A 16653-nucleotide genomic window follows, 5' to 3' on the forward strand; every position below is an offset into this window, starting at 1 on the left:
TAACGTATTATACTAACAATTAAGCAATTTATTTAGCTTTTCTACAGAATTATTAAAGAATTTTTATAAACAAGGGATTTTCTATGAATAAATTTAAAAGTATTTTGAGCAAAAGACTAGGTTTCATGGGTCTTCTAATCTTTTTCCTCTGGATCAAAACGGTCATCGCCTACTATCTCGATTTTTCATTAGGCGTTTCGGACCCGTTACAACATTTGATCTTGATCCTTAATCCTATCGCTACAGCAGTTATTTTATTGAGTCTATCGTTATACATCAACCGTGCTAAAATTTCTTACATCGTTATGGGTGTAATTTACTTTTTAGAATCACTTTTGCTTTATGGCAATATTCTTTATTATCGTGAATTCAGCGACTTTTTATCTTTCAATACGATTGCTGGAGTCTCGAAGGTTTCTAAAGGTCTGGGTGGCAGTGCCGCCAATATGATGCAAGTCCACGATGTTATTTATGGTCTGGATTTCATCATCATTGGGGTGTTATTTTTAACTGGTTTTATCAAGTTAGATCAACGTCCTATGCGAAAATTGACCGCAATTGCGACCACTTTTTTGGGGATTTTCTTGTTCTCTTTTAATTTGACACTTGCCGAGAGCAACCGTCCCCAGTTGTTAGGACGAACTTTTGATCGAGCTTACATTGTAAAGTACTTAGGACTGAATACATTTTTAACTTACGATTCAATCAAAACAGTCCAAAACAATCAGGTCCGTTCAGAAGCCGTCGGTACTGACATGGATGACGTGCTTACTTACATCAAGCAAAATTATGCTAAGCCCAATCCAGCCTATTTTGGCAAAGCCAAGGGCAAAAATATCATCATCATCCATTTAGAAAGTTTTCAACAATTCCTGATCAATGATAAAGTCGACGGTCAAGAAGTCACTCCATTTTTAAACAGTCTTTATAACGATAAAAATACCATGTCATTTGATAATTTTTATCATGAAGTCGGTCAAGGAAAGACATCAGATGCCGAAAATATGCTAGAAACGGGCTTGTTCGGTTTGCCCGAAGGTTCACTTTTCTCAAAACTCGGCAGCGACAACACCTTCCAAGCGGCTCCAGCAATCCTGGGTCAAAAACAAGGCTACACTAGTGCTGTTTTCCATGGAAATATAGGCAGTTTCTGGAATCGTGACAATGTTTATAAGAATATGGGTTACAATTATTTCTTTGATTCCAGTTATTTTAACAAGACTGATGATTCTAGCTTGGAATATGGTATGAAAGATAAATTGATGCTCTCTGAAAGTGTCAAATATCTCGAACAGTTGCAACAACCTTTCTATGCTAAATTCATCACCGTCACTAATCACTACCCATTCCAATTGCCAGATGAGGATAACGATGGATTCCAAGCTCCTAATACCGATAATAGTGCTGTCAATAACTACTTTGTAACGGCGCACTATCTCGATAACGCCTTGAAAGAGTTCTTCGATTATCTCAAGTCTAGCGGCATTTATGATAACTCTATGATAATCCTCTATGGTGATCATTACGGACTCTCAGACAGTCAAAATACCGCTTTAGCACCATTATTAGGCGTAGACAATAGTAGCTGGACAGACTTCAATGATTCGCAAATGCAAAAGGTTCCTTTTATGATTCACATGAAAGGACTTAAAGGCGGTATCAATCACACTTACGGTGGCGAGATCGATGTCTTACCAACGATCTTACATTTAGCGGGAATCAACACAAGTCAATATGTTCAACTTGGCAGTGACCTATTATCCAAGCAGCACAGCCAAGTCGTGGCCTTCCGCAACAAAAACTTCATCACACCAAACTATACAGTACTAAAAGATAGCGATGGCAACCCTGAAGTCTACAAGAATAGTACTGGTGAGCTGATTGACTTAGATTCGGACCCGCAATTGAAGAAAAAGGTGGCTAAGTGGCAAGATATGGTCAATCAAAAACTAAAGATGTCCGATACAATCAATAACAAAAATTTACTACGTTTCTATACCCCAACTGGGTTTACACCAATCGATTCAAAAGATTACAGTTATCAAAATGAAATTCAAAAACTGGTTCAGACTCGAAATTCACTTGGATTAAAATCAACTAGTGTCTATTCGAAGAACGGCAATAAGTCGACAACCAACCTTTATAATACTGATGCACCGGAATTAAACGGCGATCGGACTGTAATCGATAGTTGGTCCAGCATTTTAAAAGGTGAAAACGATACAACTAAATAACAAAATCTTTTCTCCAAAGACTGTCATGAAGTGAACCTCTTAGTTTGGACACAAACCAAACTAAGGGGTTTTTCTTATGGTCAAATTTAATTTAGATTTTAAAATCAAAATGGTAACTGAATACTTAACCACAACATTGGCGAAAAAACATGGAATCACTCAAGAGAGTACCATCCTTAATTGGGTTCATAATTTTGAATTAACTGGAATTAAAGGACTTGAATCACGTAAGATGGATTTAAATTATTCTATTCAGTTCAAAGTTGAAATAATAAACCGAAGGAATCAAGAGACTTAAGCAAGAGAATACTATATTGAAAGTTCAAAATGAATTCTTAAAAAAATAGATCCCTTAGCTCAGAAAAAATCAGCACAAAAGAAATCTCCAAAATAGCCACTGATTTAAGGCAATTATTTCAAGTTCCAATTAAGGTTGTTTTGAAAGCTATCTCAATACCTAGAAATACATATTATTACGCACGGACTCATAAGGGACGCGTATTTGATTACGATAAAAATCATTCAAGCAATGGATGAGATTAGACAATCTGATCCAAAATACACAAAGAAATATGGATATAGACGTACCAAGACAAAACTAAACGGAAAGTCACCAGTAAATCACCGAGAACTTTCCGTTCTAAAAGCAACATAATTAAATGTCCAAACTTAAGGGTTCAGATCAGCGCCTGAAAAGGTAGCCAGTCTTTTTTTATTTGTTCAAATAACGTATCATTAACCGGTGAACTAATTTATTTATGAGGAAAAAAATGAAAAAAATTCAATCCATCCTAAACACGAGACTCGGATTTTTAGCTTTATTGGCGCTTTGTTTATGGTATAAGTCAGTTTTAGCCTATTTTACAGGCTTCACATTGACAATGAATAATTTGTGGCAATACTTTTTTGTCATCGTCAATCCCTTTGCTACAACAGTTTTGCTCCTGAGCTTAGCACTTTATTTTAACAAGCCAAAACTGTCTTACATTATGATGGGAATTATATATATTGCCGATACGCTCTTTATCTATTCCAATGTACTGTACTTTCGCGAAAACGCCGATTTCTTATCGATAAGTATCATTACTGGTGTCTCGAAAGTTGCTAAAGGACTTGGAAAAAGTACCGCCGGTGCTATGCAGTTAGGAGATTTATTTTACTTCATTGATTTGGTCGTCATTATTATTTTATTTGCCATCCATTTCATCAAGATTGATAAACGGCCATTTCGAAAAGTTAATGCCTTAGCCACAACATGTCTTGGAATCGCCCTTTTTGCAGCCGACTTAGCTGGTTCAGAATCCAATCGTCCCCAGTTGTTGGGAAAAACTTTTGACCACTCATACATCGTAAAATATATCGGGATCAACAGTTTTCTAGCTTATGATTCTGTCCGTTCGATTCAAAATAATCAAGTTCGTTCTAGTGCAACAGAAACTGAGATCGATTCAGTCCTAGATTACACACACAATCACTATGCAGCTCCCAATTCGGACTACTTTGGCAAGGCCAGTGGTAAAAATATTATTGTGATCCACTTGGAAAGTTTTGAACAGTTTTTGATTGGAATGAAAATCAATGGTCAAGAAGTTACTCCATTTCTAAATAGTCTCTACAATGATCAAAATACAGTTTCTTTCGATAACTTCTTCAATGAAGTTGGTGGTGGAAGAACTAGTGACGCTGAAACGATGTTGGAATCTGGCCTCTTCGGACTGTCTGAAGGTTCCTTTTTCCAAAAATTAGGTGGAGACAACACCTTCCAATCAGTTCCGGCCATCTTGCAGCAACAAAAAGGTTATACTAGTGCCGTCTTCCATGGTAATATCGGCAGTTTCTGGGGTCGAAATATCACATATAAGAACATGGGTTATAACTATTTCTTCGATGAAAGCTATTACGACACCAAGAACCCTGACACCTTGTCGCTCAATGGCTACGGTGTTAAAGATAAACTGCTTTTTGCTGAAGGAGTCAAGTATCTTGAGCAAATGCAACAGCCGTTCTACACTAAATTCTTAACAATTACCAACCATGTTCAATATCAATTCTCCGATGAGGATAATGGAGATTTTCAAACATCTGATAACGTTAATCCTCGCGTCAACGCCTATTTTAAAACTGCTCATTATTTAGATAAGTCAGTCGAGGAATTCTTCAACTATCTCAAAGCCTCTGGCCTAGATAAGAATACGATGGTCGTACTATACGGCGATCATTACGGCCTCAACAGTGAACAACATAAAGACCTTTCCAGCATGATTGGCAAGTCACCAAAAACTTGGACTAAATTTAATGAAACTCAAATGCAACGTGTACCGTTCATGATTCACATGGATGGACTCAAAGGTGGAATTAATCACACTTATGGTGGAGAAATTGATGTTCAGCCAACTATTTTGCATTTAGCGGGCGTAAATACTAAACAATATGTTCAATTGGGAACCGACCTATTTTCAAATCAACATAGCAAGATCGTAACTTTTAGAAACCGTGACTTTATTACTCCAAACTATACGGTCTATCGCAATGGCGGTTCTAAAACTCAGGTCTACGCCAATGATACCGGTGAACAAATTGATCTTCGTGACAATCCAGAATTGTTGAACAAAGTTGATAAATGGTCTCAAGAAGTCGACTTGAAACTAAAAACTTCTGATAATATCAACAACAAGAATTTATTACGTTTTTACACACCAGCAGGCTTTACCCCAGTCAATCCTGCCAATTATTCATATCAAAACCAAGTTCAACAAATGGAAAATCTTCGCAAAACCCTAGGTAGCAAGTCAACTAGTCTGTATTCCAAAAACGGTGACAAATCAACAACTGACCTCTACAATACAGATGCTGTTCAATTGCAAGACGATCGAACGCCAATCGATAGCTGGTCATATTTGAACAAAAAGTAATTTATTTTCATATACACAACAATGGGGGTAGAAGGAACATTCCTAATTCCAAGTAAAAAGGACATTGAGAATTTCAAATAATAACGGAATTCATCAATTGTTTTTTCATCTTCATTGCACCCACAGCAAAATAGCTCTGATTAAACCAATTTTGATTTAATCAGAGCTATTTTTTTACTATATCCTGCTCATACTTTATTACCTTATTTACTTTTGACCATAGTAAGCATTCTTACCATGTTTCCTATAATAATGCTTATCCAAAAGATACTGTGGAACTCGGATATCATCCCGCGTTAATTGTAAAGCGTGATAATCCATTTCAGCAACAACTTCCATAACTTTAGCATTGTATACCGCCTTTTTTGGTGTTGCGCCCCAAGTAAACGGTCCATGCTGTCTTACTAGAACCCCAGGAACTGCATCGGGATCAATATTACGTTCTTTAAAAGTTCTAACAATTACATCCCCAGTATTTTTCTCATAATCCTGTTTAATTTCCTTTTCAGTTAAGGCATCTGAAACTGGTACATCTCCATAAAAGGTATCCGCATGCGTTGTTCCTAACGCTGGCAAATCTAATCCAGCTTCAGCAAATGAAACTGCCCAAGGTGAATGCGTATGAACAATTCCACCAATATTGGGAAATTCATTATAAAGAACTGTATGTGTTGGTGTATCACTCGATGGATTCAATTTTCCTTCCACTACTTCACCCTTTAAATTAATGACCACCATATCATCAGGAGTCAATGTTTCATAATCGACACCTGATGGTTTGATTACAAAAAGACCTTTTTCACGATCAATACCTGAGACATTTCCCCATGTAAATGTCACTAATCCAAGTTTGGGTAGCTGCATATTAGCCTTATAAACCTTTTCCTTTAATTCTTCAAGCATTCGACAGCCTCCTGATTTATTCCAATTTCTTTAAAGATACTATCAAAGAAGTTCTTAGCCTGTTGAACCTGTGCAATAGGATTGTCAGAGCTTTCACTCCACATCTCAATTGTATAAGCACCATTATAATCTAACCTCTTTAGCTCTGATAAGCATCCTTTAAAGTCAACTGTTCCATCACCAAAAGGAACGTTTTTAAATTGTCCTTTAGATGTCCTGGTTACTGGCAATGTATCCTTTAAATGAATAGCTGCAATGGAATCTATATTATCTTCCAAGTCATCACCAATATTGTTTTGTGGCCAAGCGGTAATATTACCCAAGTCTGGATAAGCTTGCAGCCATGGACTATGAATCTCCTTCTTAATCCGTGTTACTTTTGATATTGAATTTAAAAAAGGGTCGTCCATAGTTTCAATATCTAGCATAACTTCATGTCCAGAAGCATATTCAACACACTTTTTTAAATTTTCCATATAATACTCACGGGATTCGATACTCTTTTCATCATAATAAACATCATATCCTGCCATTTGGATATTTCTAACTCCTAAATCAACGGCCAAATCTACAGCTTTATACAACATTTCTAATGATTTCTCTCTAACATCTGAATCGTACGAGCCTAATGGAAATCTTCTGTGACCACTTAACATAATTGTATGTATTCTTGTTTCAGTATCCCAAATGGCATTTCTCACTTCTTCACGTTGTTGTTTAGTCCAATCCAATCGTTTCAGCCGTTCATCACTTTCATCAATGGATAACTCTAAGAAATTAAATCCCAAGTTATGGACTAATTCCAACCGATCATGCCAACTTAAATCTTTGGGCAATGCTTTTTCATATATACCTAGAGAATTCATTACTACATCTCCTACTGACCAAGTTGAATTTGAACAACTTGAATTCCGCGTTTACGGAGAGATTTAATAACCTTTTCATTAGCAAAACTATCAGTAATTAAGATATCTATATCATCAATATCAGCAACGTGATAATTACTTGTGACGCCAACTTTGCGATAATCAGCTAAACAAATAACTTTTTTCTTTGTACGTTTAACCATCGTTGCATTTACTTGTGATTCATATAGATTCTGTGTTGTTAACCCACCACTCTCACTTATCCCGTCAATACCTATAATAGTATAATCAGATTGCATGCTCGATAGTAATTCGATGGCTACTCCACCTACTAATGATTCTTTTGGATATCGAATCTCTCCACCAGTCAAAATTATTATCGTTTCAGGATGATGTACTGATTCAGTTGCATGTGCATTATTTGTAATAATAGTTAATCTCTTTGATGCCAGTTGATTAACAGCCATCCAGCAAAGCGTACTGGAATTAACAAAAATAGTACTAGATTCTGTGATAAAACTGGGAACTGCTGCAGCTATTTTCATTTTTATTTGGTCCACTCTGCTACCAATTTTTACATCGCCTGTATCTGAAGGTAACATTTTCCCATTTATGGCAGTTGCTAAACCACTGCGCCAATCGACTACTCCCATTTCCGATAACACTTTTAGGTCTCTTCGAATAGTAACTTCAGAGACTGCTAACTCTTCCGCCAGTTTTTCTACTGTTACTGATTGGTATTTATTAACTATATCAAGGAGCTGACTTCTTCTTTCCTGCACATTAATTAATGAATTTTTCATACAATCATCCTCAAACTAATCTTTTTTAACACCATATACGCTTAATTTCGTTTTGAAGATCAGTCGCTGCTTTAGCTGGATCATCTGCTTTTGTAATAGCCCGTCCTGCGATGAATGTGTAAACATCAACACCACTAAATAATTTCAAAGTATCCACTGTCAAGCCGCCAGTAACTGAAACTCTAAATCCCATATCAATAAGCATTTTAACTTTATCAAGATCCTTTTTGCCCCAAGTTTCACCAGAAAGCAAGGCGTCTCTACTTTGATGATATATTGCTTGCGAAATTCCTGCGTCTAACCATTTTTGAGCATCTTCTTTTGTCCAATTACCATATAGCTCAACCTGGATTTCTTCAATCTCTTTATTAGCTGCTTCCATTGTTGGGATAGTTGCTGAACAGATACATGTCATCCAATTAGCACCAGCCTCCGACATATTCTTCGCAACTGTTCCTCCGGCATCAGCACATTTTGTATCAGCAATAACAATCTTATTTGGAAACAGGGCTTTCAATGATTTAACAGCTTTTGTTCCTTCCTGGAGAATAAGAATTGTTCCGGCTTCAACAATATCTACAATTTTACCTACTTCTCTAACGTCAGACAAAGCACTTTCCAAAGTATTATTATCTAATGCTACTTGTAAATTTGGTTTCATAATCATATATTACCCGTCCTATTTAACAAATTCTGTTTCTTCACGAACACGTTGTTCTATTTCTTTATCACTAAGAACATTTTTGACACCGACAACCACTACCCCTTTGGACTTAGCATCATCAAACATATTTACAAAATTCATTGGTGTAAATACAACATCATACTGCTTTGCCGTACTTGTTCCTTCCGCGATACTTGTATGTTCAATATTTGTAATAGGAATATTTAATCTTTCAAAAGCTTTCTTTACACTTCTCATCATCATCAAACTTGTACCCGATCCATTTGCGCAAGATACTAAAATTTTCATAATAAACCTCCAAATGTAATTAATTTACTTTTTATTTACACTTTCTTTATATTTATCATAATCTGTTACCATCAAAAAATAATTCTTTGGATCTTTACGGTATTCTAACTGTGGAATAACTACCAAAATAATAACCACTACAACAATACCTGCAATTCCTAAGAATTTCATAATTGCAGTGAAGATTGGCCACAAGGTATCCCAATCGAACATACCTAAATATCCACCAAACTTAGATAATCCAACCCAGCTTGCTATCAATGCTGCTCCGCCAACTTGAATTAATCCACTGAAAAATGGCAAGATCATCGCAGCTTTAGCACCCGCACGTTTATTAGCATAAACACCGAATGCAGCATTATCAAAGAATAATGGAATAAATCCTGCAATAATAATTGTTGGAGAATGTAAGACTATTAAGGCACCAATCATTAGGAATTGGCCTAAAGCACCGAATAAAAATCCAATTGTTACAGCATTGGGTTCACCAAAAGCAAATGTAGCTGCAACGTCAATACCAGGTACTGAGCCCGGTAATAATTTATCAGAAATACCGCTAAAGCTCTCTGTTAATTCTCCAACGAAGGTACGGACACCTAATTGTAGAATTGCAAGGTTAACAGCAAATCCTAATGATGTTGTTAAAATATAGAAGAAGAAACTCCCATCAGGCGCTAAACCTGAAGCGCCTTTAGTTGATGCATATATTTCATTAAAGTAAGGACGACCTAGAACCAACATAATAATTCCGAAGAAGAATAACATCAAAATACCTGTTGCAACCATGTTTTCGTTAAAAATCTTTAAAAATCCTGGTAATTCAATATCCTCCAATCGTTTTGGCTCTTTATGATTCTTTTCATCGTGTTTTTTTATCTTGTCTGATAACCATGATACTAAAGCAATACCAAACATTTGTTGATGTGCAACAGCAAATCCTCCACCGTCAGTCAAATCTTGTGTATATCTGATTGTCATATTTGAACCCACTGCCCAATACAATCCAAGGATTACACCCATTACTAAAAGAACTTCAATCCTTCCCATTTGTGGGAAACAGAATAACAAAAGCCAAAACGCAGTAGCAGCTTGTTGAACCTGCACATTACCTGTTGTAAAAACAGAACGTAATTTTGTAAATTTCTGGAATCTGACCAACAAAATATTAAATACGAAGGCAAAAAGAAGTAATAACATAACGTCTCCGAAGGTTCTACCAAAAGTTTTCACAACCCCCTCTGTAACAGCATTTTGTCCAAAATATGGATCAATAACTGTCGCAGTTAAATGAAATCTTGTTTTCAATCCTGCTAAAATGGGTCTAAAACTATTAACCAAACCACCAGAACCAACCATTAAAATCATATATCCAATAACAGCCTTCATAAATCCCGCAATGGATTCATAAATGGGTTTCTTTTCAAGGATATAACCAAGTAAAACAATGAAACCTATCATATAAGCTGGCTGAGTTAAGATATTAGTTGCGAAGTAATCCCATATTTTCAAAAGAATATCTAAGAAATTATCCATCCTATTCACCCGTCTTCTTTAATCTGATCCAATTATTTTCTTTAAATCATCAACAGTTTGAATATCCATTAATTTATCAATTAAACCATCTGTCATTAACATATCTGATAATTCACCGATGTTATTCAAATGTTCCTTTGGGTCTTTTGCAGCTAAGGTAAAAAATAACTTTGCATTAGATTCTGGTCCAAAATATACAGACTTATTAAATTTAGTAAATCCAATTGCTGTACCTAATACATTGTCGCTCTTTGCGTTGGCATGTGGCATTGCAACTCCTGGAACAATGACTATATACGGTCCATTATCTTTAACATTCTGAATAATTTCGTCAATATAGCCTTCTTTAATATAGTTATGCTCAACTAACTTCTTCGACGCAATTTTTAATGCATCTTGCCAATCATTTGGTTCTTTATCAGTGATTTCAACTAAGTCCTTATTTAGCATTTCTTCTAACATCATATTTTATGCACCGCATTTCTTTATATTTCTATAGGAATGATGGGAATGGTGTATCATTGTCAATCGAGAAAGTATCTGAGAATCCGCGATCATAGTTGAATTCCATTCTGTCCTTGTCATCTGGATATGTGAATTGACCACCAACTTGCCAAATGAATGGTTTGAATTTATATTGCAAACGATCTTTTCTGAACTTCCATAAATCAATAATTTCTTTAGGATCTGTCATGAAGTTTGTCCAAATATCATAATGAACGGGAATAATAACTTTGGTTTTTAATGATTCGGCCATTCTTAAAATATCCGAAGATGTCAATTTGTCTGTAATACCTCTTGGATTTTCGCCATATGCACCTAAAGCAACATCAACATGATTTTCATTCCCGTGTTTAGCAAACATGTTTGAATAATGAGAATCTGCTGCATGATATAGGTTTCCACCAGTTGTTTCAAATAAATAGTTAACAGCAATTTTATTCATATCTTGAGGCATCTTACCCTTTAGTTTTACATTGGGATCATCTTCTGTTACCAATGCAGTTCTATCAAAACCTTCTAGAACCTTAACTGTTGTTTCTCCAATTTTAACTTCGTCTCCTGGTTTTACAACAACTGTCTTTTCTGCTGGAACACCCCATCCTTGCCAAATTTTAACTACTTGTTCGGGACCATAGAATTTGGCCTTAGGACAATTTTGATTCACAGCTGCAGCTGTATTGATATCCAAATGATCTGAATGAATATGACTTACAAACAAAGCATCAACATCCTTAATTTCAAATGGATCAATTACAAATGGTTGATTTCTAAGATTTGGCTGCATTTTTTGAACACCACTCATACGTTGCATTTGATGTCCCTTACGCATCATACCGTTACCATGTGTTCTCTTACCTGTTCCACACCACATATCTACCAGAATATTTGTATCTTCAGCAGTCTTTAACCAAATACCTGTACACCCTAACCACCACATTTTGAATGTATTAGGTTTAACTTTTGTATTAGCAATCTCTTCGTTTAGCCATGTACCCCATTCTGGAAATGTATTTAAAATCCAACTTTCCTTTGTAACTTCATTAATTTTTTTAGCCATCGAACTGTGCCTCCAAATATCTATATGATTTCTCTTTACAAGACAATCATATAATCATGTGTATCCGCTTTCAATCGGCCTATATGATTATATACCGTTTCTTTATGATTTTTACGACAGTTTTATGTATTTTAAGAAGTGGTATAAGTCATATAAAATTCATAAACTTATTTTATGTTTCCCAAATAAAAAAGAGAGACACTTTAGCATTCCAAATGTGTATCTCTCTTACTATTTCAATTTATTGATTATTTTTTTGTCCATAGTATGCACTGCTTCCATGTTTACGATAATAATGTTTATCCAACAAATACTGAGGAACTTTACAATCTTTTCTAGTTAATTGCATGGTATGCATAATCCATTTCAGCGACTATTTCCAAAACCTTAGCATTATAAACAGCTTTCTCTGCAGTTACTCCCCATGTGAAAGGACCGTGTTGACGAACAAGAACTGCCGGAACAGCCATATAATCGATATTCCTTTCTTTAAATGTCCTAGTAATGACCCTACCGGTATTATATTCATACGCTGATTCTATCTCTTCCTTAGTTAAGGCGTCAGATACTGGCACTGAACCATAGAAAGTATCAGCGTGCGTCGTTCCAAGAGCGGGAATATCCATTCCTGACTGTGCAAAAGAAACCGCCCATGGTGAATGCGTATGCACAATTCCCCCTATTTTATCGAAGTGACTATACAAATATGCATGTGTTGGAGTATCACTTGAAGGGTTTAATTTACCCTCAACAACATTACCGTCAAAATCACACACAACCATGTCACTTGGACCCATTTTTTCGTAATCAACACCTGACGGCTTTATTACAAATAGTTTATGTTCTCTATCTACTGCTGAGACATTTCCCCATGTAAAATTAACAAGATTTAATTTCGGTAAACGCATATTTTGTTTGTAGACATACTCTTTCAATGAATCTAACATTTTGTTATTTCCTCCCATTTGATACTTCGACACTCAAAACATTAACCTTCTAATTTTATTTTTATCTTTCGAGTTCAAAACTTGATTGAATTTTTTTGTATTACGAACGATACTAATGAGTTCTTCAAGAACACGGTCGTGTTCATGGTTTAGACCAGGTGCTAAAACAAACATGCATCTAATTTCAACCCTCTGTCCTTTTGCATTTACCGTGACAGGATTATCTAACAAGACCATTGATATACCAACTTTTTTACTGCCTTCCTTTGGAGAGGCGTGAGCCAGAAAAATATCATCAGATATAAGCATATACGGTCCATATTTTTTCACTAATTTTATAATTTCGTTTTCATAGTGTGAATCAATCACATTACGTTGATTCAACATCAAGCAGCCAGTGTGTAAAACGTCGGTCCAATCGGTCTTATCGGTTGTATGCATTATTTTAATATTCTGAATGGTAAGTAACTCCCTCAGAGAAGGCTTATTTAAATTGGCTTTCTTTATATCTTCGCTTGGATATAAAAATCCATCTAAGCTTTCTCTTAAATGTGCTGGATCTGTAATATTCGCATAGTCGCCAATTATACTCATCAAATGACTTATGACATCAGTATTATGTTCAATCTTTAAAGGCAAATACTTTCTAAACTCATCTTCAATTACAATTTGATCATGTTTGGTCAGTATTGCTTTTACTTTTATTGTAGGAATGGGATATCTATTTTCTTCAATGGAGGCCGTACTAATGATTAATTTTGATTGATATTTTATTTTAAAAATCATGTCTAAGTCTTTAATTTCAAGTGGCATAGAAAAATTTATCAACGGATACTTTTTGCTCAATTCAGAATACAGCATTTCTGACGTTCCTATACCACTTGAGCAAACCAAAAGTACTTCTGACTGAGCCGCTTTTTGAATTCTGTCACTCTCACCAATATTAGAATATTCATTATCTTCTCCAGAACCAAAATACAAACAAATTAACGCTATTTCGTTTTCAGGAATCGGTACGTCTAAATATACTTCTAAGGGTTCACAAGCAATAGATGTAAATTGAATTAGTTTTGGATATTTCTTTTTAATTTCATCGACCTCATTTGATACGTAAGGCATATTAAACTTAACTCTGAAGAATGTAGCATATAAATGATTACTCAATATTTTTACAAAGGAGTTATTGATTAAATTTTCATTTGTTAATTTTTCATACCTAAAAATTATCTTTTTAGATATTTCTTCCATATCGCTATAAAGCTTCAAGTTCACACAATTAATATCCATAACTTGCGAACAAAGTACAATTTTACTAAGAAAAATAATCTCTCCTGCATAATAAACATTATCAAACAAATCGTTAACTATTCTCTCACTTGTAGTTAGTATTCCATGCGTATTTTCTGCAATCCAATAATAACCATTTTCGTCCGTTATGATATTACTATTTTTGATTCTCCAGGATGAAAAAATAAGCAAATAGGTTAATAATATCGTCGAATTTTCAGAGAAATTCATCTCTAGGGACTTCTGGCTATCGATAACAATTTTATAGTACGAGTCCCAATCATAGCCCAGGTTTACAATATGACTCTTAATACATTGATTATTTCTTTGTATCAACTCATAAATCATTAATCTAATATAACGTTCACTATTAGCAATTCTTCTTCCGCGATTCGAACTAACAATGCTAATGCCAACAAAACGTTGCTTAATCTCTTTAAAGTCTTTAATAATTGTATTTCTAGAGCAATCAAATTCTTCTGATAACTTATTTATCGAAATATTACTTTGATTACTAACTAATAACCATACTATTTCAGCAACTCTATCTGTTTTATCTAATTCACTACTCTTTGTTTTTTTAATACTATCGATATGTTCTAGTTTTCTTTTTGAGTAATCAGGTAATTTATATCCATGATTTGGAATATTCTCTATTTCAGTTACATCATTTTCATTTAAATATCCATTTATATCTGACAACCAATTAAACGCCGTTCTTCTGGAAATATCAAATAAACCCATAATTTCTTTTAAACTTACATATTTGTTTATTTTAAAAAAATAGTTTAATAGTCTGTTTGGACCTTTAGACAAACTACCTCTCATCCTCATCACCTTAAATCCATAATTTTAAAAAAGATAGTTCCGAAGAACTATCTTTCGATTTGATTATTTAAAATAATTTCACTTCAAATCTAATTTAGCGATAACCTCGTCAATAACGGAATCCACACCAATATTTGTTAAAAGTGGTAATCCATTAATCACTGGAATCTTAATTGCATCGTTGTCATATTGGGTTGTTGTAATAGCCATATCATATTGGCTCGATAAGTTTTCCACTTCAGCAACTGATGATTGTCCCAATTTATATTCGTCTTGAGAAATACCACGTGCATCCAACTCTTCTTGTAATTTATTCATTGCGGCCGTACTTGTAACAACCCCTGCGCCACATGCTACTAAAATTTTCTTCATAATAAATATCTCCTAATCTCTTTTTATTTTGTTTCTTTGGTTGTGACCGTTGCATTTTCTTCTTCGATAATCTTTTTACGATTCCATAGAGCTAAACCAACAATGAGAACAATACCAATTGCATAAGCAATTATCTTATGAGTAGCAATTTGTACAAATAACCATGGAAATGGATTTGAACCATAATCAATACTTGAAATTAATGATGAACCCTTTGGAATTGTGAAATGGGCTGCACGAGCACTCTTCGTAATGAGCGGTGCCAAATTAGTACCAATCCATAAACCAAGAATTACATTAACAGCCCCGATAATAAAGGAACGGAAAAAATCACCATGTGTTACAGCAACTATTAATGGAAACATAAACACAAATCCAACCAGGCCGATGGTTGGAAGGAATTGATTACCAGGTAAAATAAATGCAAACAATAGTGCTACTGGAATCATCAATGTTGCACAAGCCAGAACGACTAGGTTCCCAATACCAACGGCAGTATCCATACCTATATAAATCTTACGGCTTCCTGAAAATTTCTTTTGAGTAAATTTTTGAATATTAGTGGAAACTGGAACAACACCTTGCAATAATAAGGCAGCCATCTTTGGAGTAATAATCATAACTGCTGAAAGTGTGACACCCATTAGCATAATTTTTCCAAGCTTTGTTGCAACGGTCATACCAGGAACAAAGCCATAAGCAAGAATACCGATAATAACACCAATAATGAATCCTAATAATGTGGGTTCACCCCATGAGCCAAATTTTTTATTAAAATCTTTTGCTTCAAGATGGATCTTATTAATTCCAGGAATCTTATCAATAATCCAATTGATTACTAATGCAATTGGGACAAATGAACCTGCATATCCATGAGGAATAGAAATTCCTGGTAGTCCTAAATATTTTTCTGAAAGTGGAGCAGTTCTATCAGCAATAACCATAATTACAATCATATTTACACTTGCTAAGAATAAACTTAGAAAAATATCTTTTGTAAGTGCGTAAACTAATGAACCACTAAATGCAAAATGCCAAAAATCCCAGATATCAACATCAATTGTTGAAGTTGTTTTTGTTAATAACATAATAACATTAATTGCAATTCCTAAGGGAATCATACTTACACCAACAGCAGTACCATACGCAATGGCAGAGGCAGAAGGCCAACCCACGTCAATAACTTGCAGATTTAAATGCATAACAGAAATCATATTTTTAATAGCTGGATTCATAACCTCTGTCAAAATAGAAACAGTTGCATTAAGCCCTATAAATCCAATACCTACCATTAGGCCTCCACGTAAGGCCTTAGTAAATGGAACTTTTACAGCTAGTCCAAAAATCAACATAACGATGGGAATCATTACCGTTGGTCCAAGACTAACAATATACATAATAAAATTAATAATATTACTCATTTTATTTTCACCC

14 protein-coding genes and 1 pseudogene are annotated in these 16653 nt (G+C 34.8%); 3 read left to right on the forward strand and 12 right to left on the reverse strand.

The annotated features are described in order from the left end of the window. Positions 1 to 83: 83 nt before the first annotated feature. The 3 genes from ACG72T_RS08160 to ACG72T_RS08170 all read left to right on the forward strand — a co-directional run bounded on the left by ACG72T_RS08160 (position 84) and on the right by ACG72T_RS08170 (position 5146). Positions 84 to 2234 (forward strand): LTA synthase family protein, encoded by a 2151-nt coding sequence (locus ACG72T_RS08160; RefSeq protein ID WP_395265698.1) that lies wholly within the window; start codon positions 84 to 86, stop codon positions 2232 to 2234. Between the two features lie 76 nt (positions 2235 to 2310). Beyond that, positions 2311 to 2532 (forward strand): helix-turn-helix domain-containing protein, encoded by a 222-nt coding sequence (locus ACG72T_RS08165; protein ID WP_395265699.1) that lies wholly within the window; start codon positions 2311 to 2313, stop codon positions 2530 to 2532. A 472-nt stretch (positions 2533 to 3004) separates the two neighbouring features. Beyond that, a complete protein-coding gene (locus ACG72T_RS08170; RefSeq protein WP_395265700.1) occupies positions 3005 to 5146 on the forward strand; it encodes an LTA synthase family protein in 2142 nt (713 codons plus the stop codon). Positions 5147 to 5353: 207 nt separating this feature from the next. Here the strand turns inward: ACG72T_RS08170 and ACG72T_RS08175 are convergent, their stop codons facing one another. The 12 genes and pseudogenes from ACG72T_RS08175 to ACG72T_RS08230 all read right to left on the reverse strand — a co-directional run bounded on the left by ACG72T_RS08175 (position 5354) and on the right by ACG72T_RS08230 (position 16640). Then, positions 5354 to 6049, reverse strand: coding sequence for an L-ribulose-5-phosphate 4-epimerase (locus tag ACG72T_RS08175; RefSeq protein ID WP_395265701.1), 696 nt, complete (start codon positions 6047 to 6049; stop codon positions 5354 to 5356). Next, positions 6034 to 6915, reverse strand: a complete 882-nt coding sequence (locus ACG72T_RS08180) for an L-ribulose-5-phosphate 3-epimerase (RefSeq protein WP_395265703.1) — start codon at positions 6913 to 6915, stop codon at positions 6034 to 6036. Before ACG72T_RS08180 ends, ACG72T_RS08175 begins: the two co-directional genes overlap by 16 nt. 11 nt (positions 6916 to 6926) lie before the next feature. Then, positions 6927 to 7718, reverse strand: coding sequence for a DeoR/GlpR family DNA-binding transcription regulator (locus tag ACG72T_RS08185; RefSeq protein WP_395265705.1), 792 nt, complete (start codon positions 7716 to 7718; stop codon positions 6927 to 6929). Between the two features lie 25 nt (positions 7719 to 7743). Beyond that, the gene (locus ACG72T_RS08190; protein ID WP_395265766.1) at positions 7744 to 8382 is read right to left on the reverse strand and encodes a 3-keto-L-gulonate-6-phosphate decarboxylase UlaD; all 639 of its coding nucleotides are present in this window, start codon (positions 8380 to 8382) and stop codon (positions 7744 to 7746) included. Positions 8383 to 8397: 15 nt separating this feature from the next. Beyond that, positions 8398 to 8691: a PTS sugar transporter subunit IIB gene (locus ACG72T_RS08195; protein ID WP_395265707.1), complete on the reverse strand. Its 294-nt coding sequence runs from the start codon at positions 8689 to 8691 to the stop codon at positions 8398 to 8400. 24 nt (positions 8692 to 8715) lie between these two features. Then, on the reverse strand, positions 8716 to 10224 hold the full coding sequence (locus tag ACG72T_RS08200) for a PTS ascorbate transporter subunit IIC (RefSeq protein ID WP_395265709.1): 1509 nt from the start codon (positions 10222 to 10224) through the stop codon (positions 8716 to 8718). An 18-nt stretch (positions 10225 to 10242) separates the two neighbouring features. Continuing rightward, positions 10243 to 10689 (reverse strand): PTS sugar transporter subunit IIA, encoded by a 447-nt coding sequence (locus ACG72T_RS08205; RefSeq protein WP_395265710.1) that lies wholly within the window; start codon positions 10687 to 10689, stop codon positions 10243 to 10245. Between the two features lie 28 nt (positions 10690 to 10717). Continuing rightward, a complete protein-coding gene (gene ulaG, locus ACG72T_RS08210) occupies positions 10718 to 11785 on the reverse strand; it encodes an L-ascorbate 6-phosphate lactonase (RefSeq protein ID WP_395265711.1) in 1068 nt (355 codons plus the stop codon). 241 nt (positions 11786 to 12026) lie between these two features. After that, positions 12027 to 12732: pseudogene (locus ACG72T_RS08215) on the reverse strand (L-ribulose-5-phosphate 4-epimerase). A gap of 33 nt (positions 12733 to 12765) precedes the next feature. Then, entirely contained in the window at positions 12766 to 14835 is a 2070-nt protein-coding gene (locus ACG72T_RS08220) for a PTS sugar transporter subunit IIA (protein ID WP_395265712.1), read from the reverse strand. A gap of 90 nt (positions 14836 to 14925) precedes the next feature. Then, positions 14926 to 15219 (reverse strand): PTS sugar transporter subunit IIB, encoded by a 294-nt coding sequence (locus ACG72T_RS08225; protein WP_395265713.1) that lies wholly within the window; start codon positions 15217 to 15219, stop codon positions 14926 to 14928. A gap of 23 nt (positions 15220 to 15242) precedes the next feature. Further along, positions 15243 to 16640, reverse strand: a complete 1398-nt coding sequence (locus tag ACG72T_RS08230) for a PTS galactitol transporter subunit IIC (protein ID WP_395265715.1) — start codon at positions 16638 to 16640, stop codon at positions 15243 to 15245. Positions 16641 to 16653: the final 13 nt, after the last annotated feature.

The sequence above is a fragment of the Companilactobacillus sp. FL22-1 genome (genome assembly GCF_043951805.1).
In the GTDB taxonomy this organism is placed as follows: Bacteria; Bacillota; Bacilli; order Lactobacillales; family Lactobacillaceae; genus Companilactobacillus.